The organism is Streptomyces sp. NRRL WC-3605 (assembly GCF_001509795.1).
Classification (GTDB): domain Bacteria; phylum Actinomycetota; class Actinomycetes; order Streptomycetales; family Streptomycetaceae; genus Streptomyces; species Streptomyces viridochromogenes.
In genome coordinates this window covers 99,627-124,635 of sequence record NZ_LLZN01000064.1, presented here as the reverse complement: position 1 = coordinate 124,635, position 25,009 = coordinate 99,627, and the positions used below count along the sequence as shown (strand labels likewise).

Sequence of the window (25,009 nt, the reverse complement as noted above, 5' to 3'; positions counted from 1 at the left end):
CAGCACCGCACAGGATCTGACGCTCCCTCATCACCGTGCAGCGCCGCACCGTCGTCCAGAGGAAGGCCGCCGTCGATGCCGATCACGCCCCCCACTCCCGCCGGCCCGTCGCACCTGCCCCGCGTCCCGGTCAGCCGCCGCCGTCTCCTGGAGGGCGGCGCCGCCCTGCTCGGCGCGCTCGCCGTGTCCGGCTCCTCCGCCGCGGCGTACGCGGCCGACGGGAGCGGCGCCGACGCCGGCCCGCCCGAGTGGAACGGCGCCATGGGCCTCTTCCAGGTCGGCGCCGAGCCCTCGCACACCACGCTCATGCCGTACGCCGACGTCCGGCAGGCCCTCGCCGCCGACCGCACCCGCTCGCCGTACCGGCTGAGCCTCGACGGCACCTGGAAGTTCGCGTACGCCGAGCGTCCCGAGGACCGGGACACCGACTTCCACCGCACCGACCTCGACGACCGCGACTGGGACACCCTCCCCGTCCCGTCGGCCTGGCAACTGCACGGCTACGACAGGCCGATCTACGTCAACATCACCTACCCCTGGTGGGGCCCCAACGGCCTCGGCGAGGACGCGCAGCCGCCCGCCGCCCCCACCCGGTACAACCCCGTCGGCCAGTACCGGCGCACCTTCACCGTCCCGCGGGACTGGTCGGGACGCCGTACGTTCCTGCACTTCGAGGGCGTGAAGTCGGCCCACTACGTCTGGATCAACGGCAAGCTCGTCGGCTACCACGAGGACTCCTACGACCCCGCCGAGTACGACATCAGCCCGTATCTGAAGCAGGGCACCAACCAGATCGCCGTCGAGGTCTACCGCTACTCCGACGGCGACTGGCTTGAGGACCAGGACATGATCCGCCTCAGCGGCATCTTCCGGTCCGTGTACCTGTACTCCACCCCGCCCGTCCACCTGCGCGACTTCCGCCTCACGACGCCGCTGAGCGACGGCTACCGGGCGGCCGAGCTGTCGGTGACCGCGAGCGTCCGCGACTACGGAGGCCGGGGCGCCGGCGAGTACACCGTGGAGACCCAGCTGTACGACGCGGACGGGCACCCCGTGTGGTCCCGGCCGCTGCGGCAGACGGCCACCCTCGACGCCGGCGGCGAAAAGACCGTGGAGGCCGCGAAGGCCGTGCCCCACCCGCGCCTGTGGTCGGCCGAGGACCCCTACCTCTACACGGCCGTGCTCCGCCTGCGCGACCCGGCGGGCAAGGTCGTCGAAACCCTGTCCCACCGGGTCGGCGTACGGGAGTTCGCGCTCAAGGACGGCCTGATGCGCGTCAACGGCAAGCCGGTCTCCTTCCGCGGCACCAACCGTCACGAGATGCACCCGGTCCACGGCTCGGCCCTCACCCGCGCCGACATGGTCAAGGACATCGAGGTCATCAAACGCCTGAACATCAACAGCGTCCGCACCTCGCACTACCCCAACAACCCGCAGTGGCTCGAACTCGCCGACGAGTACGGCCTGTACCTCGTCGGCGAGACCAACCTGGAGACGCACGGCATCCGCGACCGCTACCCCGGCGACCAGCCCGAGTGGACCACGGCATGCGTGGCCAGGGCCCGCGCCATGGTCCACCGCGACAAGAACCACGCCAGCGTGGTCATCTGGTCGCTCGGCAACGAGGCCGGCGGCGGCAGCACCTTCCGCGCCATGCACGACTGGATCCGCTCCTACGACCCCACCCGCGTCATCCAGTACGAGGGCGACGACCGGCCCGGCGTCAGCGACATCCGCTCCGCGATGTACGAGAGCCCCGCACGCGTCGAGGCCCGCGCCGCGGACACCGCCGACCGGCGGCCGTACGTGATGATCGAGTACTCGCACGCCATGGGGAACTCCAACGGCAACTTCAAGAAGTACTGGGACGTCGTCCGCCGCCACGACGTCCTCCAGGGCGGCTGGATCTGGGACTTCGCCGACCAGGCCCTCCAGTGGCCCACCCCCGCGCGCACCCTGTTCACCGAGTCCGGACCGGCCGCCCTGCACGGCGAGACCGTCGCCCCCGCCGGCACGTTCACCCGCGGCGAGGGGGTCTCCGGCGGCACCGTCTTCGCCCGCGACGAGGGCCTCGACCTCACCGGCTCCCTCACCCTGGAAGCCTGGATCACCCCCCGCCACACCGGCGGCCACCAACCCGTCATCGCCAAGGGCGACACCCAGTACGCCCTCAAACAGACCGACCGCACCCTGGAGTTCTTCCTCCACGCCGACGGGCAGTGGGTCGCCGTCGACTGGGCGCTGCCCGGCGACTGGACCGGCCGCGAGCACCACGTCGCGGGCGTCTTCGACGCGACCGCCGGCACCCTGACCCTGCACGTCGACGGACAGGTCCGCGCCACCCGCACGACCACCCGCCGCCCCGCGAACAACACCGCGCCGCTCGCCCTGTGCACCGACGTCGACAACCCCACACGCGAGTTCAGCGGCACCGTCCGCCGGGCCCGCGTGTACGCCCGCGCCCTCAGCGCCGCCGAACTGGCCGACGGGGGACGGGGGAGCGGCGACGACGGCGTGCGGTTCTGGTTCGACGCGGCCACCGTCCACGTCAGCGAACGCCGGCCCCGCGACAAGACCTTTTTCGCGTACGGCGGCGACTGGGGCGACATCCCCAACGACGGGGCGTTCTCCGGGGACGGCATCGTCACCGCCGACCGGGCGCTCACCGGCAAGTCGGCCGAGGTGAAGCGGGTCTACCAGGCGATCGACGCCGCCCCCGCCGACGGCGACACGCTCGCACCCGGCGCCGCGCTCACCCTCACCAACGAGTACCTGTTCACCGACCTCCGTGCCTTCGACGGACGGTGGGAGCTCGTGGCGGACGGCGAGGTCGTCCGGCACGGCCGCCTGAGCCGGTCCCAGCTGGACGTGGCACCACTGTCCAGCAAGCGCATCACCGTCCCCTTCGACGTGCCGGGAAAGCCGGCCCCGGGCACCGAGTACTTCCTGCGGCTGACGTTCACCACCCGGGAACGCACGAAGTGGGCCGAGCCCGGCTTCGAGATCGCCAGGAAGCAGCTCCCGGTCGACGCGGAGGCCCCCGCGGTGACCCCGGTCCCGCTCGCGGGCGTCCCCGCCCTGCGCCACACCGACGGCGAGAAGGCCGTCACCGTCAAAGGCCGGAGCTTCTCGGTGACCATCGACAAGTCGACCGGAGTCATCACGTCCTACGAGGCGGACGGCGCCTCCCTGATCGTCTCCGGGCCCGCCCCGAACTTCTGGCGGGCACCCACCGACAACGACCGGGGCAACGGCCAGCACACCCGCAACCAGACCTGGCGCGACGCCGGCGCCCGCCGCGAGGTCACGGACGTCACCGTGCGCGCCGTGCGGGACCGGGCGGTGGAGATCAAGGTGTCCGGCACGCTGCCGACGGCCACCCCCTCGACGTACACCACCACGTACACCGTCTTCGGCAACGGCGAGATCAAGGTCGACAACACCCTCCACCCGGGCGCGGCCTCCCTGCCGTACATCCCCGAGGTGGGCACCCTGCTGCTCCTGCCGGCCCGGCTGGAGAAGCTGCGGTACTACGGCCGCGGGCCCGAGGAGAACCACTGGGACCGCAACGACGCCACCGACGTCGGCCTGTACTCGGGCACCGTCTCCGGCCAGGGCACCCCCTATCTGCGCCCGCAGGAGAACGGCAACCGGACCGACGTCCGCTGGTTCGCCCTCACCGGCGGCCACGGCCCGGGACTCCTCGTCACCGGCGAACCCCTCGTGGAGGTCAACGCCTCGCACTTCACCCCCGAGGACCTGTCGACCGGCGCGCGTCACGCCTACCAGCTGACCCCGCGCGAGGAGGTCGTCCTGCGGATCGCCCACCGCCAGATGGGCGTCGGCGGCGACAACAGCTGGGGCGCCCACACCCACGACGAGTACAAGCTGTTCGCCGACCGGGACTACTCCTACACCTACCGCCTGCGCCCGCTGCGGGACGCGTCCGAGGCGATGCGCGCGTCGCGCCGGCCGACCGCGCTCGAGTGACGGGGCGCCGAGGCCGGCGGGGACACCCCGCCGGCCTCCCGGGCCACTTCAGCCAGGCGCCGTCGGCTCCGGTCGGCCAGGTCGCCGCTGATGCCTGCGGTGGAGTACTGGCCCGTCTGGAGCGCCGGGACGGCCCGGCGCGTGACAGTTCGGGGAGGCCGCTTCCCTCCGGCCCGCCGGACCGGAAGTGCCGTCGCACTCGGTGACCTGAACGCCCCTGATGCATGGCCGGAATGACGGCGTATTCCCTTGTCTGGCCGTGCGAGCGTCCTTCGCGGTGTCCAGGCATGACAAGCTGGGCTCGCCCGTCCCCCCGAACCCAGGAGGTCACCATGACCGCAGAGCAGCCCGCCACGGAAGGTTCGGAACCGGCCGACGCCGAGACGTCGTCGCTGACGCCGGACGACGGCGGCGCCTACGACCTGAAGCGCAAGTTCCGTGAGGCTCTGGCGCGCAAGCACGGTGCGCAGGCCGACGCGGCCGAGGCCGCCGGGCACGCGAACGCGTCGAAGGTGCGGTCGGCCCATGGCCCGGCCGCCAGCCAGCGCTCGTTCCGCCGGAAGAGCGGCGGCTGATCCCGCCGTAGAGAAGAGCGAAGGGGGGCGCCGGCCTGTGGCCGGCGCCCCCCTTCTTTCGGACTTGCTGCCCGTCCGGTCAGTTCTTGGCCGCGACCCCGGCGACGGAGACGTCGGGCGCGTCCGTGTCGGGGGCGTCGGGGTCCGGGCGCCAGGAGGCCGTGGCGACGACCCCGGGCTCGACCAGGTCCAGACCGCCGAAGTAGGAGGCGATCTCCTGCGGCGACCGGAGGTGGTAGGTGTTCGCCGACTGCTGGTTGTACGCCGCGACCGCCGTGTTCAGCGCCTCGTTGGTGTTCGTGCCGTCGCTCAGCGCCAGCCAGCTGCCCGCGGGCAGCCCGGCCAGCAGGGCGCTCACCAGCTCGCCCGGCCTGTCCTCGTCCGAGATCTGCCCCATGATGCCCAGCAGGGTGAGGGCGACCGGGCGGCTGAAGTCGAGCGTCTTGGCCGCCTGGGCCAGGATCCGCTCGGGGTCGCGGACGTCCGCGTCGACGTAGGCGCAGGCCCCCTCGTCGCTGCTGGTGAGCAGCGCCTCGGCGTGCACCAGCACGAGCGGGTCGTTGTCCACGTACACGATGCGGCTCTCGGGCGCGATGCGCTGGGCCAGCTCGTGCGTGTTGTCCGCGGTGGGCAGGCCCGTCCCGATGTCCAGGAACTGCCGGATGCCGGCCTCCCGCACCAGGAAGCGCACGGCGCGCGCGAGGAACCGCCGCTGCAGCCGGGCGACGGCGGCGAACTCCGGGAACGTCGACAGGATGACGTCCCCGACCTCGCTGTCGACGGGGTAGTTGTCCTTCCCGCCGAGCAGGTAGTTCCACACCCGCGCCGAGTGCGGGCGATCGGTCTGCAGCCTGGCCACGATGTCGGCAGGCGAAGATTCCGAGGATTCCATGGGGACAGCTTCACACACCGTGGTGATCGAAGTGATCAAGTGCGGGAATTCACGCCGGACTTCATCGCGGTCCCGAGGTTCGGGTCCCGGAGGGCGCCGCGCGGACGGCTCTCCCCGGTTGACGGTCGGCGTGGACGCCGGTTACGTTCGAATGGAATGAGAATTCTAGAGGGGTCGTTCTGATACGGCTCCGTATCAGGAGTGGCGCACCATGACCGCAACACCTCCCACGGCCCTCGTGATCGCCGGAAGCAGCGGCATCGGCGCCGCGTCGGCCCGCGAACTGGCGGCGCGCGGCCACCGGGTGGCGGTGCTGGCGCGCGGCGAGGGGGCGGCCGCGCTGGCCGAGGAGCTAGGCGGCCTCGCCGTCCGCGGCGACTACACCCGGGCCGGCGTCGTCGAGGAGGCCGTCGAGCGGGTCGTCTCCGCCTGGGGACGGCTGGACGTGCTGGTCAACAGCGCCGGCCACGGCCCGAAGGGCAAGCTCCAGGAACTGACCGACGAAGACTGGGCCACCGGCTTCGACCTGTACTTCTACAACGTGGTGCGGGCCTGCCGGGCCGCCCTGGCCCCGATGCGCGCCCAGGGCGGCGGCAGCATCGTCAACATCTCCTCGGCCAGTCCTGCCGAGCCCTCGCCCCGCTTCCCCACCTCGATGGTGGCCCGGGCCGCGATGACGACCTGGACCAAGCTCTGGGCCGACGAGGTGGCGGCGGACGGCATCCGGATCAACAACGTGCTGCCGGGGTACACCGTCGCCGACCCGGAGACCGTTCCGGACGCGTGGACCTCCGCGATCCCCCTCGGCCGGGCCGCCGCCTTCGAGGAGGTGGCCCGGACCGTGGCCTTCGTGGCCTGCGACGCCACCTACACCACCGGGCAGAACCTGCGCGTCGACGGCGGACTCACCCGCGGCGTGTGACTACGCGCGTTCCCCGGCGGCCTGGCGGGCGTAGTCGTCGACCAGGCCCTCCAGGGCCCGCGCGGCCATGTCCGCGTACTCGGCGAAGTCCAGCTCCAGGTGCACGTCGGAGTTGGCGTGGACGTAGAAGCCGTCGGTCAGGGCCAGGCTCAGCACGGTGAGCCTGGTGGGCAGGTCCGGGAAGCGCTCGACGACGTCGGCGGGGACGGACTCGGTGATCCGCTCGACGTCCACCTTGAACATCTCCACCCGCATCCGCAGGTACGCAGCGCGGACCTCGTTGTCCTCGCCCAGGCCGCCCAGCTGCCTGCTCAGTGCCCAGATCGCCGCGGCCTTGAGCAGTGCCTCCTCCTTCGTGTACTGCTCGGGGTCGGCGCCGGACAGGCCGGCGATGCCGCGGGACAGCTTGCGGCGCAGCCCCTCCGGACCGGAGTGCAGCTCCATCCAGGCGTCGTAGCAGTGCTCCAGCAGAGCGACGAAGAGCTGCTCCTTGCTCTTGAAGTGCCAGTAGACCGAGCCGATCGGCAGACCGGACGACGCGCTGACCGCTGCCATGGTCGTGCCCTGGTAGCCGTGCTCCAGCGCCAGGTCCAGGGCCGCCAGCAGGATGTGCTCCCGGCTCCGGTCCGAGCGCGCCTGCCGCGTGCCCCTGGTGCCCTCGCCCCGCCGTGCGCCGCGCGTCATGCCGCCACCCTGTCGCCGTCCGTCATGCGTACCGTGTCACCAGCGTGCCCATTCTAGAACGGCGCTACTAGCAACGGGCCGGTGCGGGACCGAAGCAGCCGCACGGCACGGCCCTCTCCGGTCCCGTCGATGTCCCCGGTGTCCCCGATGCCCTGCCCGCACCGCGTCACACGGCGCAGGCGGCCTCCAGGACGCGCGTCACGACGTCGTCGAGTTCCTGCGTCAGGCACTCGGCGGCGATCACATGGTCGGGGCGGAGGACCACCGCGCCCACCGGCCGCGCGTCGAACCACGCCTGCAGGCTCGCCTCGCCGCCGAGGTCGCCGACGACGGTGACACCGGCCGTGGCCCGCTTGCCCGCCCACGGCAACTGCGCCTTCGGTACCACCTGCACGAGACGTGCGCCGAACCGGTCCAGCGCGGCGCGGCTCGCCGCCGACAGGAACGCCGTCGGATCGTTGTTCCAGGTGAGGACGCGCCAGCCCTGACCGGTCGCGTCGTCCAGCAGCATCTCGACGCCGTCGGCGTCGGTGGCGGTCGGCTGGGGGAAGATCGAACCCGCGAGCCGGGGCACGTCGCGGACCGGCAGCGACTTGGACACCGGCAGCGGGGTGTGCACCACCACACCGCGGTCGAACTTCGGCTGCGGCTTGAACGCCTGCCGCTTCTGGGCCTCCCGCTCCTCGGCGGTGCGGGAGGCGGCGATCCGGTCGCGCTCGGCGGCCTTCTCCGGGTCGTGGTCGGTCATCTCCTTCGCCATCTGGAGGGAGACGGCGACCATCTGCGTGACATGGCCGAGCCGTTCGGTCTCGTAGGTGTCCAGCAGCGCGTCGTCCGCCAGCCCCTTGACGACGGCAGCGAGCTTCCAGCCGAGGTTGAACGCGTCCCGGATGCCCGAGTTCCACCCCTGCCCGCCGACGACGGGCATGACATGGGCGGCGTCACCGGCGAGGAAGATCCGCCCGTGCCGGAACCGGCCCGCGACACGGGCGTGGTGGCGGTAGACGCGGCGGCGGATGATGTCCAGCCTCGACGGGTCCGGGACATGGGGCGCGAGCAGGCCGAAGACGAACGCGTCGTCCTCGACGTCGGCCTCGCCCTCGTGCTCGAACAGGGTGAACTCCCAGCGCCGGATGCCGTGCGGCAGCGCGATGGAGGCGTAGCTGCGGGCAGGGTCCCCGCCGAAGACGGCGTGGGGCGTGCCGATCGGGTCGTTGGCGACGTCGATCACGATGCCGTCGGTCGGCCGGGTCTCTCCCTCGAAGGAGATGCCGAGGCGCTTGCGGGTGGGGGAGGACCCGCCCTCGGCGGCGACGACGTACCGGGCGCGCACCGTCCCGCCGTCCGCGAGCGCGGCGACCACGCCGCCGGCGTCCTCGGTGAGGTCCACGACCTCGGTGCCGAAGTGGACGGCGGTGTCGGGGAAGCGGTCGAGACCGGCGAGCAGCACCCGGTCGACCAGCGGCTGGACGAAGCCGTTGCGGCGCGGCCAGCCGAACTCCCGTGTCGTCGGGTTGACTTCGGAGAGGATCGCCCCGGCACCGTTGATCATGTAGATCTTCTGGTCCGGGATGGTGTGCGGCAGCACGTCCTCGACCAGGCCGGCGGTCTGCATCGCGCGCAGCGCCTCGTCGTCTATGCCCACGGCACGCGGGTAGTCGACCAGTTCGTGCTCCCGCTCGACGACGAGGACGTCGATGCCCTGCTGCCCGAGCAGGTTGGCCAGGGTCAGGCCGACCGGTCCCGCCCCGACGACGAGGACGTCGCAGGCCTTCTTCATGTGGTGCTCCGTGCGGATCGTGCCGGGCCCAGCCCGGCGATGGTGTCGCCGAACGCGCGGTTCAGCAGGACGAGATCGATGCCGAGGCCCACGTAGTCGACGAGGCCGTCGGCGAACAGGCCGGCCGCGTACTCGGGCCGGCCGGAGTAGATGCCGAGGGTGACGCCGTGCGCGGCGGTCACCTCCCGCAGGTGGGCGACGGCCTCGCGCACGGGGCCGTCCTCCCAGTCGCCGCGTCCGGGCAGACCGTAGGAGACGGCCAGGTCGGCGGGGCCGACGTAGACCGAGTCCAGGCCCGGCGTCGAGACGATGTCCTCGGCGTGCTCGACGCCCGCCACCGTCTCGATCTGGGCGACGGCCGACACGGCCAGGTTGCCGGCGGCGGTGTACGAGTCGCCCGCGTAGAGCGCGGGCCGGGACGGCCCGAGGCTGCGGCCGCCGACCGGCGGGTACTTGGTGGCGGCGACAAGTGCCTCCGCCTGCGAGCGGGACTCGACGGTGGGCGCGACGATCCCGCGGGCCCCGCTGTCGAGGAGCCGCAGGATCGGGGCGGCGTCGAGCGAGCCCACCCGCGCGTACGCGTACGCGTTCTCCCGCGGCATCGAGCGCAGGATGCCGCAGGCCGCCTCCAGTCCCAGCTCGCCGTGCTGGAGGTCGAGGATCACGCCGTCGTAGCCGGCGGCCAGCGCCCACTCCGGGAGCGAGAAGGCGGGCACCGTCTGGTGGTACAGGACCGGGTTCCGGCCGCCGAGGGCTTCCCGCTTCACCGCGCCGGCCCTTCCTGTCCGGCCACGCGTGCCGCGTGCGCCGCCGCCGCGCGGCCTCCGAAGACCGGCACGATCTCCCGGCGGGCGAACAGCCAGCGGCCGTCCACCTTGCGGTAGCGCTCGCGGAACTCACCGACCGAAGCGGGCTGGGTCTGCGGCTCGTTGGTGTCACGGAAGGTGAGGTACTGCACCGTTCCCTCGACCTCGTCCCCGTCCCGCACCAGCCGGACACCGCCGATGAAGTGCCGGCCGACGACGTCCGTCTGCTGGGCGCGCCTGGCACCCCACGCCTTCATGGCCTCGCGGTCCATGTCGCCCATGGGGCCGACGGAGACGCCGTCCTCCGTGTACAACTCCCAGGTGGTGTCCGCCCGGTTGTGGTCCAGGCGGTAGAGCATCTCCGCGATGAGCTGCTCGATCTCGACGCGGGTGACCGCGTCGACGGGGCGGTAGTCGGTCATGTTCAGCCTTTCGCATCCGCGGTCGCGACCACGCGACCCAGCCCGGTGATGGTGGCGACGCACTCGACGTCGGCGGGCCACGGCTCGATGTAGCCGATGGACCCCGACAGCAGCACCTCGCCGGCGCGCAGCGGTTCGCCCGTGCGGATCGCGGTCGCGGCGAGCCAGATCACCGCGTTGACCGGGTCGCCCAGCACATTGCCGCCGACCCCGCGGGTGATCTCGGTGCCGCCGCCCGTGATGACCATCTCCACGTCCCGCAGGTCGACTTCGCCGTACGGGTGGCGCTCCTCGCCGAGGACGACTCCGCTGCACCCCGCGTTGTCCGCGATGGTGTCGACGATCTGCCCGACCGAGCCGCCGTAGCGGAAGTCGACGACCTCGAACGCCGGGGTCACGTAGTCGATCGCGGCCTCGACGGTCTCGCGGGACGCGTCGAGCACGTCGTCCTTCAGGACGAACGCGACCTCGGCCTCGATGAGCAGCCGGTTGTACGCGGACAGCGGCAGACGCGTCCCCGAGGGGTGCACCATGTCGTCGTGGATGATCCCGTAGTCGGGCTCGTCGATGCCGACGCGCCGCTGCACGAGCGGGTTGGTCAGGCCGACCTTGCGGCCGACCCGCTTCACCCCCAGCTCGCGTTCGCGCAGGGCGGCGAACTCGGCGGAGATCGCGTAGGCCGCGTCGAGGTCGCGCTCCGGAAGCCGGGGGCTCACGTACGGCACGGTGTACACGCCGCGCTTCGCCTCGAACAGCTCGCGGGCGATCTCGCTGATGGTCTCCCGGGTGACGCTCACTCCGGTCCTTTCGTCAGGCATGCTTCTGGAGGAAGGCGACCGCCGCGGCGTTGAACTCCGCGGCCCCTTCCCACTGCGGCCAGTGCGCGGCGCCGCGCACCAGCAGGTACTCGCCGTCGGGGATCAGCCCGCACAGGCGGGCACCCTCGGCCTCGTCGCCGGTCGGCTCGTGGTCGGTCCACACCATCAGCGCGGGGACGGGGACGGCCGCGAAGTCCTCGTCCGTCACACGGTTGCGCCACCGCCGCTCGGGCTCCCGCAGGGCGGACACGTCGGCCATGCTGAACCCGTCGCGCGAGTAGACGGCCTGGCGGACCCGGACCAGTTCGTCGGTGATGTTCCCGGGGTCGTGGATCACGACCTGGAGGCGCTCGCGCACGTTCTCGAAGGTCGGTTCGCTCACCGCCCGGGCGCTCACCGACTGCGTCCGGTCCAGCCGGGGTTCGCCGACGACCCGGCCGCCGGGCGCGGACAGGATCACGGTGCGCAGGCGCTCGGGGTGCTTCGGCGCGAACTTCAGCGCCAGCCAGCCGCCGAGGGACTCACCGGCCAGGTGCACGCGGTCCAGCGCCAGCGCGTCGAGCAGGGCGAGCAGGTGCTCCTCGTAGTCGCGGATCTCCAGCGGATGACCGGCGAGCGAGGTGTATCCGTGGCCCGGGTAGTCGTAGCCGACCACCCGGAAACCGGCCTCGGCGAACGCCCGTACGTTCTGCGTCCACGCCTCGATGTGACCGCTGGTGCCGCTGGCCAGCACGACCGTCTGCGCGTCCGGGGACGGCCCGGCGATGTCGAGGACCCGGGTGCGGTAGCCGCCCGCGTCCACGTACCGCAGTGCGTGCTCCAGGTCCGCGATCTCCTCCCACAGGGTGGCGAGACGCGCGTTCTGCCTCCTGCTCATGCGGTCACCGCCGCCTGCACGGCGAAGCCGGCGCCCCACTTCTCGACCGCCCAGTAGCGGTCGACGGCGAAGCGGTAGGGCCCGGCGGTCGACAGTGCCGCGTACGCCGCGATCCAGCTGCGCATCTCGTGCGCGGCGGAGCCGCCCTCCGCCATGAACCAGCCGTTCTCCCAGCCGTCGACCTCGCCGAGGTCACCGGAGCGGAACGCGTCGAGGACGAGCTTGTCCCACTCCTCGTTCAGCGGGTCGCTGGGGGCCTTGCCGTCGGCGATCGCCTGGATGCCCCTGACGATCGTCCGCTCGCGTTCCCGCCGCTCCTCGGGCGAGGGCGCGTAGGCGACCAAACGTTCCTGCACGGTGCCGGGCGCGCCGTCCCAGCGAGGGATCGGCGGGTTGTGGGAGATGCCGCCCGAGGCGAGGAACAGCACCTTCCGGTCCAGCGTCCGGGCGGCGCGGCCGAACGCCTCGCCCATGAGACGCACCCGCCGCATGGGGGTGAGGGGCAGGCCGATCGCGTTCACGAACACCGGCACGATCGGCTGGGTGAAGTCCTTGCCGAACACGAAGTCGAGCGGCTGCACCACCCCGTGGTCGACCGTCATCCGCTCGCTGCGGCCGATGTCGACGCCCTCGGCCAGGACGGCGGCGTGCAGGTCCCGGGCGGCGTCGGCGTCGACGGGGAGCGGCCCCGCGGTGGTGCCGTAGTCCCCGATGCCCTCGGCGACGGCGCCGATCGCCCAGGGGGTGATGAGCGAGTAGAGCTGCCCGTTGAAGTGGTCGGGGCCGAACACCACGACCAGATCGGGGTCGTACGCCGCGACGAACTCCCTGACCTCGTCGATGGCGGCATTGATCTCGGCGAACGTCTCCCCTCCGGGGTCGACGTTGCCGAAGGACGGCGCGTGGGAGAGCGCGGCGACGGCCAGCGGCATGGAACGGTTCCTTTCTCGGACGGGGGGTGGACGGCCGTTACGCGGACGTACCGGAGAGTGCGGGCTCGGGCCGGGCCTCGGGCGACGTCTCGGTGCGGCGCCGGGTCAGGTGGAGGACGAGGATGCTGGCGCCGGCGAGGAGCATCGGCAGCGAGAAGACCGTGAAGGCCGTGCCCATCCCCATGTCCGCGTCGAAGGCGGCGCCGCCGACGACCGGCGCCGCGATGCCTCCGAACCGGCCTATGCCGATGACGACGCCGAAGCCGGTCGAACGGGCCAGGGTCGGGTAGAGCGTCGGGACGATCGCGTAGAAGGCGGCGGTGCCCGAGCAGACGAAGAAGGAGGCGAGGAACAGGGTCCACCAGGCGGTCGGCATGCCCGAACCCACGATGCCGAACAGCGACAGGGTGACGGTGGCCAGGACCAGGAAGACCGGGGCGAGGAAGCGGATGTTGATCCGGCCGCCGAGGAACCCGAAGAGGACGTTGCCGAGGATGCCGCCGATGCTGAAGGCGGTGACGAGCTGCGGGGCCAGCGCCGGGTTGTCGTTGGCGGACGCCACGCTGCTGGGCGCCCAGTTCGTCATGAAGTAGAAGCTGAGCATGTAGGCGACGTAGCCGACGCTCATCAGCAGCGTGTAGAACCCGGTCCGGCCGGTGAACACGGTGCGCAGGGTGCCCTTCGCCCGGACGCCCGTCGAGTCCGTCTCCGGGAGCGCGGTGAGCGCCGGGCGGCGCATCTTGGCCAGGAGTGCGTTCAGCCGCTGGAGCGAGTCCGCGCGACGGCCTTCGGAGAGCCAGACGAGCGACTCGGGCAGCAGGGCATACGTGGCGACCGCGGCGACCGCGCTCAGCGCGAAGCCGATCCACCAGCCGAACTGCCAGCCGCGCGAGTCCAGCATCGGCCCGACGATCATGGAGCCGAGCAGTCCGCCGATGTTGATCGCGGCGGCGTAGACGGCCATGACCAGGGCGTACACCCGCTTGCCCGTGTACTCGGAGAGGATGACGCCGACCACGGCCACCAGGCAGCCGACCCCGACGCCGGTGACGATACGGCTGACGACCAGGGGCCAGGTCCCGGTGTCCTGCGACGCGAACGGGCCGATGAACATGCCGGCCGCGATCGTCACGGTCGCCATGACCCCCATTCTGCGTCTGCCGAACCGGTCGGCGAGCGGCGCGACGATGATCGACCCCACGAGCATGCCGATCAGGGCGCCGGACATCACGAGTCCGAGCTCGGCCTTGGAGACGCCGAAGCCCCTCTCGATGTACGGGGCGGAGAACGAGGTCAGCGAGACGTCGTAGCCGTCGAGCACGACCAGGGCGATCGCGATGACGATGGCGCGGACCTGCAGACCGCTCATTCTCTCCTGCGGAATGTGGTCGGTGATCCTCATGAGGTGCTCCCTGTTCCGGGACAGAGCGGACCCGCGCCTTCGCGGCGGCCCGCAGGGATGAGGTGGACCGCGCACCGAGTCGCGTTCCATCGACGAAGACTAGAAGTTACGTTCTAGAATCGTCATTACGATGACGAGCGTCGGCGGGCGGTGTCAAGAGTCGGCGTGGATTTGGTAGAACTGCAGTCCGAGAGCGGTGAGGGGGGCCGATGGCCACGAGGCGCAAGACGCACCGGGCGTCCGAGGTGTCGAAGCAGGCGATCCTCGGGGCCGTGCTCGCCCGTGCGGTCGAGGCCGGGTACGAGGGGACGACCATGGCCGACGTCGCCCGCGTCTCCGGCCTGCCGATCGGCTCCGTCTACTGGCACTTCCAGAACAAGGAACAGCTCTTCGTCGAGCTGCTCGACTACTGCTTCGACGTCTGGCGGAAGACCCACGAGTCCGTCGGTGACCTGCGGGAACTGCTGCGCCGCACGATCAGCGGCTCGGCGGCGGCGTCCGGGGGCCTCGCCGACCCGGCCGCCGCCTTCTGGAGCATCGGGCTCGTCTTCGCCTTCGAGCGCCGCCTGGAGGACAACCTCGCCCGGCAGCGTTATCTCGCGATCCGCAAGGAGATGTTCGCGTTCATGGCGTCCCGCTTGCGCTCCTCCCTCCAGGGGGTGCCGGACGAGGTGGCGGCGGAGCTCGCGCACGACATCGCCGTCATGGGCCGTGCGCTCACCGACGGCTTCCGCGCGGCCGCGGCCGCCGGCGACGACACCGACTTCGACCGGTACGCCGGGCTCGCGGCCGACGCGCTCGAGTCGCTGATCTCCACCCGGCTCCGGGAGCAGGCGCAGAGCGCCTGACGGCGGCCGGAGGGACTGACGTCCGCCGCACCGCACGGTCCGACCCCGACGGCTCCGCCGGCGCTGGGGCACCCTGCGGCGCCCGCCGTCGGGCCGGTCCGTCGCGCCTTCGTTCCCCCGCTTCCCCGGCACCTCGACTCCCGCGCGGGGCGGCCTCGTAGGCGAACCTCCCCGCGTCCCGACAGGGGCGCTACCCACATCCCGACAGGGGCGTCGGCAACATCGGCTAGGATGCCGACAGTCACGTCGTCAAGTGCGAGTAAAGTTCCTGCACCCGCGACGTCAACCCGTCCTCCTCGTCCGGAGTCCCCGTGTTCCTCGCCCTACGCGATCTGCGCTTCGCCCGCGGCCGCTTCGTCCTCATGGGCGCCGTCGTCGCCCTCATCGCCGTCCTCGGCGTCCTCCTCTCCGGGCTCGCCTCCGGACTGGCCGACGCCGGCATCTCCGGGCTGCGCGCGCTGCCCGTGACCCACATCGCCTTCGACGAGGAGGCGACCAGCGAGCAGTTCTCCCGGTCCACCGTGGAGCAGGAGGACTGGGAGGCGTGGTCGAAGGCGCCCGGGGTGAACAGGGCCGAGCCGTTCGGCAACACCCTCACCAACGCCCAGGTGACCGAGGGCGCCGAGAAGGGCGAGCAGGTCAACCTCGCCGTCTTCGGCATGGCACCCGACTCGCCCCTGGCTCCGAAACCGACCGAGGGCGAGGGCATCGAGGACGCGGGCGGCGGCATCGTCATCACCCAGGAGATCGCCGACCTCGGCGTGCGCGTCGGTGACGTCCTGACCGCCGACAAGAGCGAGGTCCGGCTGAAGGTGGTCGGCCTGGTCGACGACCCCGTCTCGTACGGCCACATCGGCGTCGCCTACGCCGACCTCGACACCTGGCGCCACCTGCACTACGGGCTGCCGGGCGAGCTGCCCGAGGCCGCGCTCCGGCAGGCCACCGCCGTCGCCCTGACCCTGGAGGACGGCGCCGGCGTCACCGCCGTCGAGAAGGCCACGGGCACCCGCGCCGACAGCAAGGAGACCAGCTACGGCGCGTCCCCCGGCTACACGGCGGAGTCCAGCACCATGGCCCTGATCAAGGGCTTCCTGTACGCCATCTCCGCCCTCGTCGTCGGCGCCTTCTTCACCGTGTGGACCGTGCAGCGCAAGCCCGAGATCGCCCTGCTGAAGGCGCTCGGCGCCCCCACCCGCTACATCCTGCGCGACGCCCTCGCCCAGGTCGTCGCCGTCCTCGTCACCGCCACGGCCGTCGGCACCGCGGTCGGCCTCGCCCTCGGCAGCGCGATGATCGGCAAGGCCCCGTTCTCCCTGTCCGCCCCGGCCATCGCCACGTCCGCCGGCCTGCTCATCGGCCTCGGAACCATCGGCGCCGTCGTCGCCGTCCGCCGCATCACCGCCGTCGACCCCCTGACCGCCCTGGGAGCCACCCGATGACCACCACCAGCACCGACGATCCGGCCGCCCAGGACACCACCGGCTCCGGCGGACTGCGGCTGCGGGACGTCAGCCTGACCCTCGGTGACGGCGACACCGCCGTCACCGCCCTCGACCACGTCGAACTCACCGTCGCCCCCGGCGAGTTCGTCGCCGTGGTCGGCCCCTCGGGGTCCGGCAAGTCCAGCCTGCTCGCCGTCGCCGGAGGACTCCAGCGGCCCACCTCGGGCACGGTCCACATCGCCGGCACCGAGCTGACCGCCCTGTCGGACAAGGACCGCACGGCCGCCCGCCGGCGCCACATCGGCTTCGTCTTCCAGCAGTCGAACCTGCTCGCGTCCCTGACCGTCCGGGAACAGCTCCTGCTGCCCCTGCACATCGACGGACGCCTCGGCGCGGCGGGCCGGACCCGGGCCGGCGAACTCATCGAGGCGGTCGGCCTCGCACACCGCGCCGGCTCCCGCCCGCACCAGCTGTCCGGCGGCGAACGCCAGCGCGCGGGGCTCGCCCGCGCCCTGATGACCTCGCCCGCCGTCCTGCTGGTCGACGAGCCCACCTCGGCCCTGGACCGCGAGCGATCGGCGGAGGCGGTACGGCTGATCGCCGAGCAGACCCACCGGCACGGCACCGCGACGGTCATGGTCACCCACGACACGGCGATAATGGACGCCGCCGACCGGGTGTACGAGATGGTCGACGGCCGGCTGTCCTGACGTGGACGGCGGGCCGGCGCCCGGCCCCGGTCCCGTCCGTCACCCAGGAGCCCAGCCCGTATGCCGAAGATCAACGCCTCCTCCGTCGCCGAACACCGCGCGCAGCAGCGCGAGGCGCTGATCGGGGCGGCGATCGACATCCTGGTGCACGAGGGCGCCGCGGCCGTCACCCCGGCGGCCGTCGGCGCCCGGGCCGGCCTCGCCCGCTCCAGCGTGTACCAGTACTTCGACTCATCGGCGGCCCTGCTGGCCACCGTCACCGAGGAGGCGTTCCGGCGCTCCGACGAGGCGCTCGGGCGCGCCCTGGCCGACGCGGAGGGCCCGCTGGAACGGGTCGAGGCGTTCTTCCGGGAGAGCCTGCGCCTCGGCGCCGAAGGCGCCCACCGGCCCGCCGCCGCGCTCATGAACGCGGGGCTTCCGCCCGCCTGCCAGGAGCGCCTGGTGGAGCTCCACCTGCGCCAGGTGGAGCCGTTCCGCGCGGCGGTCCGGGAGCTCGGCGCCCCCGAACCCGCCCTCACGGCGGACCTGATCGCCGGCATGCTCCACACGGCGCTGGCCGCCGTCGAGGGCGGCGCCTCCCTCGGCACGGGCGGGGGGCCCGGGGGCCCCCCCCCCCCCCCCCGGGGGGGGGGGGGGGGGGGGCCCGCCCCCCCCCGGCCCCCGCCGCACCGCCTCCCCCTCGGAGAAGGGCTTCTCAGCGCCGCAGGGTCAGCAGGCCCGGGCGGTAGGGCAGCAGGCCGTAGTCACCTCCGGAGTTCGGGCTGCGGCCCTGGTAGAGCAGCTGCAGGTTGCAGGGGTCGACGGTCATCGTCTGGTCGGCGCTGGTGCGCAGCAGCTCGCCGTGGCTGATGTCGTTCGTCCAGGTGGCGCCGCTGTTGGCCTTGCCGGCGAAGGGGTTGCTCTCGGAGGCGGCCTGCGGGGTCCAGGAACCGTTGAGACTGGTGGCGGTGAAGGACCGGAAGTACCGGCCCTGTGAGCCGATCGCCTCGACGATCATGAGGTAGCGGTTCTGGCCCTTCAGCTTGTACACCTGCGGAGCCTCGAACAGGTTGTTCGTCGTGTCGCTCATGACCACGGTCGAGGACGAGCCGAAGCTGCCGGGGAAGTTCCCGATCGGCATGCTCGCCCGGTAGATCTTGCCGTTGTCGCCGGCGAAGAACAGGTACATGTTCGTGCCGTCACCGATGAGCGTCTGGTCGATGGGTCCCGTGCCGGAGCCGGAGATGCTCCCGGAGAAGAGCACCTGCTCGGACGACCAGCCGTTCGGGTTGGTGGGGTCCGTCGACGTCCGGTAGGAGAAGGCGGTGCCGCCCCACTGGTAGGCCAGCACCCAGATGTTCTTCGGCGCGAAGTAGAAGAGGGAGGGCGCCACCGTCGAGCTGTTCATCGCGTTCTGGCTCGCCGAGCCCATCTCCGACCAGGACCCGAACGGAGAGAAGTTCATCGAGCCCCAGCGGGTCCCGGTGTCGTGCGTGGTCGCGTAGACGAGCTGCTTGCCGTTGTAGGGGGCGACGGTGAAGTCCTTCAGCGAGACCCATCCCTGCCGGGGCTGGGCCAGTGCGCCGGTCGAGTCCCAGCGGTAGCTCGACGGCAGGTCGCAGGAGTCGGGATCGCCGGGATCCCCGCCGTCAGCGCCGACCTTGACGAGCCGCCACTGCTGGTTGGCCCCGCCCCAGTCGTCGTACTGGACGATGTTCGCGCCGTCGGCGGTGGAGGCGCCCTGGACCTCGAGGGCCTTGCCGCTGTGGCGCGAGACGAGGCGTACGTAGCCGTCCGAGCTGTCGGCCAGCGCCCACTGCTGGTTGGCGGCGTTGAGGTCGGACCACTGGACGATCGAACCGCCGTTCGCGGTCGACCAGTTGTAGACGTCCAGCACCTTCCCGGAGTGGCGTGACGCGATGCGGTAGGAGCCGTTCCCGGAGTCGATGAAGCGCCACTGCTGCTGGCTCTGGTCGTTCCTCGTCCACTGCGTGATCCGGGCGCCGTCGTTCGTGGCCAGGTTGTACACGTCGAGCGCCTTGCCGCTGTTGCGGTTGACCAGCACGTACCAGGCGTTCGGGTCGACGGTAGCGGCCGCGGCCGGCTGAGCGCCGAGGAAGGCCGTCAGCAGCAACAAGGGCGCCAGGACGCCGAGCAGGCGTCTCGGGCGCACGGCGGGCGGGATGCGTAGCCACATCGGAGAGCCTCCTTGAGGGGGAGTGGGGGTACCGCCGGCGAACCGCCGGTGGCCGTACAGGAGCGCGTGAACGTTTCGAAACTTTCGAGCGCGCCCAGGATCTCCGGCGCCACAAGCTAGGAATGCGAAGCTCCGCGGTCAAGGTCTTTCGCCGATCTGGCTGCAAAACGCTGCCGCGTCAGGGGTTCCTGACGGCTTCGGTGCGACCGCGCGCCGAGATCGCCGCATGCCACCGAACCTCCCGCGCCAGTAGGGGAGTTGCCTCACCTGACCAGGGCGTATGTGAGCTCCGCCCGCACCTCGCCGTCATGGGGGCGAGGCCCGTCGACCGTGTGTGGGCAACCGCGGCGACCGACGGGAAAACCGCTGTCGAAACTTTCGTGAGGCAGTCGGAAAAAATCAGTGCCGCACGGGTTGACGATTCACTGTCAAGCCCTCAATGATCTGTCTGGGAAACCGGCCGAGGTGCGAAATACCGAACCGCCTCGGTCTCGCTGTCCCAGAGCCGCACCACCGGATCCCCGCACGGCACACCGTGGACCACCCCTGCCCGACCGGCCCGAGGCCGCTCAGGCGCCCGCCCCGCACGTCCGTCCCCCGGTTTCCCCTGCTCTTCGGTCGTTCCGTGAGAACCGCTAAGGAGGCACCCCCCATGGGCATCCAAGCCCTTCCCAGAGCCGCCGTCCGTCAGAAGCTCCGAACCCCGCTGCTGGCGCTGGCCGCCGGCGTCCTCGGGCTGACGGCCGCACTCGTCCCGCCCACGAACGCGGACGCCGCCGAGAGCACCCTCGGCGCCGCGGCGGCGCAGAGCGGCCGCTACTTCGGCGTCGCCATCGCCTCGGGCAAGCTGGGCGACTCGACGTACACCTCGATCGCGAACCGCGAGTTCAACTCGGTGACCGCCGAGAACGAGATGAAGATCGACGCCACCGAGCCGAACCGGGGCCAGTTCAACTTCAGTTCGGCCGACCGCGTCTACAACTGGGCCGTGCAGAACGGCAAGCAGGTGCGCGGCCACACGCTCGCCTGGCACTCCCAGCAGCCCGGCTGGATGCAGAGTCTCAGCGGCAGCTCGCTGCGCCAGGCCATGATCGACCACATCAACGGCGTGATGGCCCACTACAAGGGCAAGATCGCCCAGTGGGACGTCGTGAACGAGGCGTTCGCCGACGGCAGTTCGGGCGCCCGCCGCGACTCCAACCTCCAGCGCACCGGCAACGACTGGATCGAGGTCGCCTTCCGCACCGCGCGCGCCGCCGACCCGTCGGCCAAGCTCTGCTACAACGACTACAACGTCGAGAACTGGACCTGGGCGAAGACCCAGGCCATGTACAACATGGTCAAGGACTTCAAGTCGCGCGGCGTGCCGATCGACTGCGTCGGCTTCCAGTCGCACTTCAACAGCGGCAGCCCCTACAACAGCAACTTCCGCACCACCCTGCAGAACTTCGCGGCCCTCGGCGTCGACGTCGCCGTCACCGAACTGGACATCCAGGGCGCCTCGTCCTCGACGTACGCCGCCGTGGTCAACGACTGCCTGGCCGTCTCCCGCTGCCTCGGCGTCACCGTCTGGGGCGTCCGCGACAGCGACTCCTGGCGCGCCAGTGACACGCCGCTGCTGTTCAACAACGACGGCAGCAAGAAGGCCGCGTACTCCGCCGTCCTGAACGCGCTCAACGGCGGCACGACCACGCCCCCGCCGACCGGTGACGGCGGCCAGATCAAGGGCGTCGCCTCGGGCCGCTGCCTGGACGTCCCCAACGCCTCCACCACCGACGGCACCCAGATCCAGCTGTACGACTGCCACTCCAACAGCAACCAGCAGTGGGCCGTGACCGACTCCGGTGAGATCCGGGTCTACGGCGACAAGTGCCTGGACGCCGCCGGCACCGGCAACGGCGCCCCGGTCCAGATCTACAGCTGCTGGGGCGGCGACAACCAGAAGTGGCGCCTGAACTCCGACGGTTCGATCGTCGGCGTCCAGTCCGGCCGCTGCCTGGACGCGGCCGGCACCGGCAACGGCGCCAGGATCCAGCTCTACTCCTGCTCGGGCGGCTCCAACCAGCGCTGGACCCGCACCTGAGGCACACCGCACCCGGTGTGAGGGCCGCCGTCGTGACGACGGCGGCCCTGACTCGTGCACCGTGGCGTACGGCGCGTCGTCAGGAGGGGTGGAGTTCGACGACGACGCGGTAGCTCGCCGGTTCCGAGGTGATGTGGAGGCCGGGATCGGCGAACATGCGCCGCAGCGAGGCATGCCACTCGGGATTGTCGGTGGCTCGGTCGAGGGCGGTCCCCGACGTCCACTCCGCGATGTGGAGGAAGCGGGTCTTGGGGCCCTCGCCGAGGGGGCGGTGCAGGCGGGAGCGGACGAAACCTGGCTGGGCCGCCATGATGCGGGCGTTCTCCTGGTACACGAGCGTGAAGTGGTCTGCTTCGTCCGTCGGCACGGTGTAGCTCTTGATGACGGTGACCGGCTCGTCGGTGCCGGTCTTCGACGCGAGGGAATGGCTCATGTCCCCACTGACCGACGACGCCCCGCGGTTGTGACGGGGCGGGTCCTCATGCCGTGTGCCTGCCGGCACTTCGCATGAGGACCCGCTGTACTGCCCGGCTACCGCTCGGTGCCGCTCAGTCGCTGTCGTTCTCCCAGTGGTGGACGGCCGTGGTCGCGGTGACGTCGTCCGCGTAGACGAGGGCGACACGGTGGTTGTACTGGATGGTGTACATCTTCCTGCCTCCGATGACGACGGCCCCGCTGGAGGGGAAGTAGTCGTCGGTGGCGGTCGCTCCACGCGTGGCCACGTACGCCTGTCCACCCGGTATGGCGTACATGCTCAGCGGTGCCTGCGTCGAGGCGCCCAGGCCGGCCGGGTACTCGGCCTTGTCGGGGTAGCTGGAGCCGTAGAGGGACACGGAAGTGGTGCCCGCGGGCTTGATGATCTTCACTCCGTAGCTGGTGCGGGTGTTGACGCCGCCGGGGTTGTGGAACCACACCTTCGCACCGCTGAACCAGATCGCGGTCCAGTCGTCCTGGACGTCCGCGACGACGAACTGCTGCCCGGCCTGGGCCGTGCTGCCCCAGTCGTTCACCCGGTCGGTGCCGGGCGCGGTGCCGTGGATCGCCTGGTCGCCGAAGAGCGGTGCCGTCTCGCTCGGGGCGGTGTGCAGGTAGACGAAGTTGGCCGGGTGCCGCTGCTCCGTGCAGGAGGTCGTCTGGCCCGTCGGGTCGTCGGAGGGGCAGATCTGGAGGGTCTGCACGTTGTCCGCGAACGACGGCTTGACCGACACGACGGAGCCGGGCTGCGGCACCTCGGACACACCGCTGACAGGGGCGCCGAGCAGGCTCATGAAGTGGTTCCAGTCCCAGGCGTGGCCCGGGTCCCAGTGCATCCCCGAGACCAGGGCGGAGTTGGGTCCGGCAACGTTGTCATGGCCGATGACGTGCTGCCGGTCCAGTGGAATGCCGAAACGTCCGGCCAGGTATTTCACCAGGTCGGCCGTGGCCTGGTACTGCGCCTCCGTGTACCAGGCGGCGCCGTGCACGGCGTACCCCTCGTGCTCGATGCCGATCGAGTGCAGGTTGGTCGAGTAGTTCCCCGCGTGGAAGGCGATGTCCTTGGTGGGCACCATCTGGGTGACCGCGCCGGCCGAGGACATCACGTAGTGGGTCGCGGTGGGATTCGTGGGGTTGGCCAGACCCGTCACGCCGGCGTCGTAGGTGGACTCCAGGTCGTGGATGACGATCGTGTCGACGCGGACGCCGTTGGCCGGCCGGTCGGCGACCTGACGGCCGACCGGTGATCCGGCGACGAACGTGCAGTCGACGGTCGTGGGGCATTCCGTGGCGGCCCTCGACGACGAGGACTTCAGGCGCAGGGAGTCGATCTGCTCCCGGGCGGGATCGACGGAAGGGTCGGCGGCCAGACGTACACGCCGGCCGTCCTGGGTCGTCGCCGAGGCGCCGCTGCGGATCGTGCGGAAGACGCGGTCGGCGAAGGATGCGGCCACCTCCTTCTGCCCGGCCTGGCTGTACCGGGCCACCGCCCCGTACCACTGGGAGGGGTCCGCGGGGGTCGACCCGACCAGCTCCTTCTCGTACGCGGCGAGCAGGGCGGCACCCCCGCGGATGTTCGCGGTGTCGTCCTCACGCAGGGACTTGACGGACAATCCGGTCAACTCGGCCGCCTTGCCCAGCGTGTGCAGGGCGGGGTCGGCGGCGAGGGAGTCGAGGTCGGCTCGGCCCGCCGCGCCCGCGGCGCCACCCGCCAGCATGGCGGGGCTGACGTCCGTGAGGTTCATCGGTCCGTAACCACCGTCGGTGCTCGGCAGGGCGCCGTGCCCCTCCCAGGCCGACTCCTGGTGGGAGAGGGCGAGCAGCACGCTCGACGGGATGTCGAACTCCTCGGCGGCGGCCAGCAGAGCTTCCTGGCGCGAGTCCGCGCTCGCGCCCGGGTCGTCGGCCCGCGCATGGCCGGGCAGGGTGAGCAGGGAGCCCACCACCAGCGCGCTCACGGCGATGCCGACGGGCACGCCGAAGGCCTTCTTTCTTCTGTGCAAGGGGATGCTCCTCAAGAGGAAGAAACACGGGCATCGAGGTGCGACGCGGCGAGGCCGCGCGTGGGGGAAGCCCGGGCGACAACTCGATGCGCGGATGACTATAGGGCCATGTTTCTTGCAGTGGCCACGGAAAGAGTAGCCGCATCCGTCACACGTGTGTTGTGGCGGAGCTGTGTGCAAGGGGCATAACGGCCCTCACGGGAAGGCGAGTTGCCGGTGCTTTCAGGTGAAGAGGCGGCTGCTCCGGACGGGAGGGGGCAGGCGAGGCGCTGGGCGTACCGGGGTGTTGGAATCGAAGACAATGTGAGTGCTATACACTCTTCACAGCGACTCCGACACTGTGTGACATGCTTAGTGGCTGGTGCGGGAGCGCTCGCCCACCCGTCGGCCTACCGTCTGCGGGTGTGCGCCTCGGGCGCCTGTGCGATCCCCCGCGAGCAGGCGCCCGAGGCAGCCGCGTGACGGTGCGTGCGCGGAGCAGGGAGAAAACCGGTCAGGGCTTCTGGGCGCGGTAGAGACCGCGCCCGGCCCGGCGCACGCGGGAGGTGCCGACCAGACGGTCGAGCGTGCTCCGCACCGCGTTGATGCTCCCGGAGTCGGTGTCCCGGCCGAGCGCCGCCGCCACGTCGCGGGCGCGGACCTCCGCGTCACCGGCGCGCGCGAAGTACTCCAGGATCTGCTCGGTGAGCGCGCCGTAGCCGCGCGGTTCGTCGGCCTCCGCACGCGAGGAGGGCGCCGGCTTCTCCTTCTGCTTGGGCTCCGCCTGCCGCGGCGCGGACTGCTTCCGGGCCGGGCGGGCGGGCGCGGCGGCCGGAGGGCCGGCCTTCGCCTGCTCGGGCTGCTCGGCGGTGCGGCCGCCGGACGGCTCGGCCATGAGGACCGTGAGGGCACTCAGGGCGCGCTGGACCGAGTCGAGGTGGGCGGCCACGGCGGCCAGTTCCCTCTCCAGTGCCCGCTTCTGGATCTCCAGGCGGGCCAGGTCCTCCTGGAGGCTCTCCGCGGTGACCTCGATCTCATGCGTTGCGCGAGTCGCCGAGTCCATGTCTTCCTCTCATCCTCAACCCTCCGTGCCGCGCCTCGCTGAGGTCAGCTGCGGTGCCGCTCGGCTCGGACCCGGGGATGTATGTGGGTGCATCGTATGTCACAGCGTACGAGTTCCGGACCCGGAAGATG

20 protein-coding genes and 1 pseudogene are annotated in these 25,009 nt (G+C 71.4%); 8 read left to right on the top strand and 13 right to left on the bottom strand.

Annotated elements, in window-relative coordinates:
* Positions 1 to 75 precede the first annotated feature (75 nt).
* Positions 76 to 3,990, top strand: a complete 3,915-nt coding sequence (locus tag ADL34_RS21400; protein ID WP_062671125.1) for a glycoside hydrolase family 2 TIM barrel-domain containing protein — start codon at positions 76 to 78, stop codon at positions 3,988 to 3,990.
* 332 nt (positions 3,991 to 4,322) lie between these two features.
* Positions 4,323 to 4,565 carry a DUF5302 domain-containing protein gene (locus ADL34_RS21395; protein ID WP_062671123.1) on the top strand — a complete coding sequence of 81 codons (243 nt, stop codon included), beginning with the start codon at positions 4,323 to 4,325 and terminating at the stop codon, positions 4,563 to 4,565.
* A gap of 79 nt (positions 4,566 to 4,644) precedes the next feature.
* Here ADL34_RS21395 and ADL34_RS21390 read toward each other — a convergent pair whose 3' ends face one another.
* A complete protein-coding gene (locus ADL34_RS21390) occupies positions 4,645 to 5,457 on the bottom strand; it encodes an SAM-dependent methyltransferase (protein WP_062671121.1) in 813 nt (270 codons plus the stop codon).
* 211 nt (positions 5,458 to 5,668) lie between these two features.
* On the opposite strand from ADL34_RS21390, the gene ADL34_RS21385 reads away from it, so the two are divergent.
* A complete protein-coding gene (locus tag ADL34_RS21385) occupies positions 5,669 to 6,379 on the top strand; it encodes an SDR family oxidoreductase (protein ID WP_062671120.1) in 711 nt (236 codons plus the stop codon).
* Here the strand turns inward: ADL34_RS21385 and ADL34_RS21380 are convergent, their stop codons facing one another.
* The 8 genes from ADL34_RS21380 to ADL34_RS21345 all read right to left on the bottom strand — a co-directional run bounded on the left by ADL34_RS21380 (position 6,380) and on the right by ADL34_RS21345 (position 14,100).
* Positions 6,380 to 7,063 carry a TetR/AcrR family transcriptional regulator gene (locus tag ADL34_RS21380; RefSeq protein ID WP_062671118.1) on the bottom strand — a complete coding sequence of 228 codons (684 nt, stop codon included), beginning with the start codon at positions 7,061 to 7,063 and terminating at the stop codon, positions 6,380 to 6,382.
* A gap of 166 nt (positions 7,064 to 7,229) precedes the next feature.
* Positions 7,230 to 8,843: a bifunctional 3-(3-hydroxy-phenyl)propionate/3-hydroxycinnamic acid hydroxylase gene (locus ADL34_RS21375; RefSeq protein ID WP_062671116.1), complete on the bottom strand. Its 1,614-nt coding sequence runs from the start codon at positions 8,841 to 8,843 to the stop codon at positions 7,230 to 7,232.
* Positions 8,840 to 9,610, bottom strand: a complete 771-nt coding sequence (locus ADL34_RS21370) for an HpcH/HpaI aldolase family protein (RefSeq protein WP_062671114.1) — start codon at positions 9,608 to 9,610, stop codon at positions 8,840 to 8,842. The genes ADL34_RS21375 and ADL34_RS21370 overlap by 4 nt, the downstream gene beginning before the upstream one ends.
* Positions 9,607 to 10,071, bottom strand: a complete 465-nt coding sequence (locus ADL34_RS21365) for a nuclear transport factor 2 family protein (RefSeq protein WP_062671112.1) — start codon at positions 10,069 to 10,071, stop codon at positions 9,607 to 9,609. Before ADL34_RS21365 ends, ADL34_RS21370 begins: the two co-directional genes overlap by 4 nt.
* Positions 10,072 to 10,073: 2 nt before the next feature.
* The gene (locus tag ADL34_RS21360; protein WP_062671110.1) at positions 10,074 to 10,868 is read right to left on the bottom strand and encodes a 2-keto-4-pentenoate hydratase; all 795 of its coding nucleotides are present in this window, start codon (positions 10,866 to 10,868) and stop codon (positions 10,074 to 10,076) included.
* 13 nt (positions 10,869 to 10,881) lie between these two features.
* Positions 10,882 to 11,766 carry an alpha/beta fold hydrolase gene (locus ADL34_RS21355; protein ID WP_062671108.1) on the bottom strand — a complete coding sequence of 295 codons (885 nt, stop codon included), beginning with the start codon at positions 11,764 to 11,766 and terminating at the stop codon, positions 10,882 to 10,884.
* On the bottom strand, positions 11,763 to 12,698 hold the full coding sequence (locus ADL34_RS21350; protein ID WP_062671106.1) for a 3-carboxyethylcatechol 2,3-dioxygenase: 936 nt from the start codon (positions 12,696 to 12,698) through the stop codon (positions 11,763 to 11,765). Before ADL34_RS21350 ends, ADL34_RS21355 begins: the two co-directional genes overlap by 4 nt.
* 37 nt (positions 12,699 to 12,735) lie before the next feature.
* Positions 12,736 to 14,100: an MFS transporter gene (locus tag ADL34_RS21345; RefSeq protein WP_062671105.1), complete on the bottom strand. Its 1,365-nt coding sequence runs from the start codon at positions 14,098 to 14,100 to the stop codon at positions 12,736 to 12,738.
* A gap of 209 nt (positions 14,101 to 14,309) precedes the next feature.
* On the opposite strand from ADL34_RS21345, the gene ADL34_RS21340 reads away from it, so the two are divergent.
* From ADL34_RS21340 to ADL34_RS37120, 4 genes and pseudogenes are all read left to right on the top strand, one after another.
* Positions 14,310 to 14,948, top strand: coding sequence for a TetR family transcriptional regulator (locus ADL34_RS21340; RefSeq protein ID WP_062671103.1), 639 nt, complete (start codon positions 14,310 to 14,312; stop codon positions 14,946 to 14,948).
* Between the two features lie 311 nt (positions 14,949 to 15,259).
* Entirely contained in the window at positions 15,260 to 16,387 is a 1,128-nt protein-coding gene (locus ADL34_RS21335) for an ABC transporter permease (RefSeq protein WP_062671101.1), read from the top strand.
* Positions 16,384 to 17,100, top strand: coding sequence for an ABC transporter ATP-binding protein (locus ADL34_RS21330; protein WP_062671099.1), 717 nt, complete (start codon positions 16,384 to 16,386; stop codon positions 17,098 to 17,100). Before ADL34_RS21335 ends, ADL34_RS21330 begins: the two co-directional genes overlap by 4 nt.
* Positions 17,101 to 17,160: 60 nt before the next feature.
* A pseudogene (locus ADL34_RS37120) lies at positions 17,161 to 17,688 on the top strand (TetR/AcrR family transcriptional regulator); the annotation flags it as partial.
* A gap of 106 nt (positions 17,689 to 17,794) precedes the next feature.
* Here ADL34_RS37120 and ADL34_RS21320 read toward each other — a convergent pair.
* Positions 17,795 to 19,276: a non-reducing end alpha-L-arabinofuranosidase family hydrolase gene (locus tag ADL34_RS21320; RefSeq protein WP_062671097.1), complete on the bottom strand. Its 1,482-nt coding sequence runs from the start codon at positions 19,274 to 19,276 to the stop codon at positions 17,795 to 17,797.
* 652 nt (positions 19,277 to 19,928) lie between these two features.
* On the opposite strand from ADL34_RS21320, the gene ADL34_RS21315 reads away from it, so the two are divergent.
* Positions 19,929 to 21,359, top strand: coding sequence for an endo-1,4-beta-xylanase (locus tag ADL34_RS21315; protein WP_062671095.1), 1,431 nt, complete (start codon positions 19,929 to 19,931; stop codon positions 21,357 to 21,359).
* A 79-nt stretch (positions 21,360 to 21,438) separates the two neighbouring features.
* Here the strand turns inward: ADL34_RS21315 and ADL34_RS21310 are convergent, their stop codons facing one another.
* The 3 genes from ADL34_RS21310 to ADL34_RS21300 form a co-directional block, all read right to left on the bottom strand.
* Entirely contained in the window at positions 21,439 to 21,792 is a 354-nt protein-coding gene (locus ADL34_RS21310; RefSeq protein ID WP_062671093.1) for an antibiotic biosynthesis monooxygenase family protein, read from the bottom strand.
* Positions 21,793 to 21,907: 115 nt separating this feature from the next.
* Positions 21,908 to 23,836 (bottom strand): N-acetylmuramoyl-L-alanine amidase, encoded by a 1,929-nt coding sequence (locus ADL34_RS21305; RefSeq protein ID WP_062671092.1) that lies wholly within the window; start codon positions 23,834 to 23,836, stop codon positions 21,908 to 21,910.
* Between the two features lie 493 nt (positions 23,837 to 24,329).
* Positions 24,330 to 24,878 carry a hypothetical protein gene (locus ADL34_RS21300; protein WP_062671090.1) on the bottom strand — a complete coding sequence of 183 codons (549 nt, stop codon included), beginning with the start codon at positions 24,876 to 24,878 and terminating at the stop codon, positions 24,330 to 24,332.
* Positions 24,879 to 25,009: the final 131 nt, after the last annotated feature.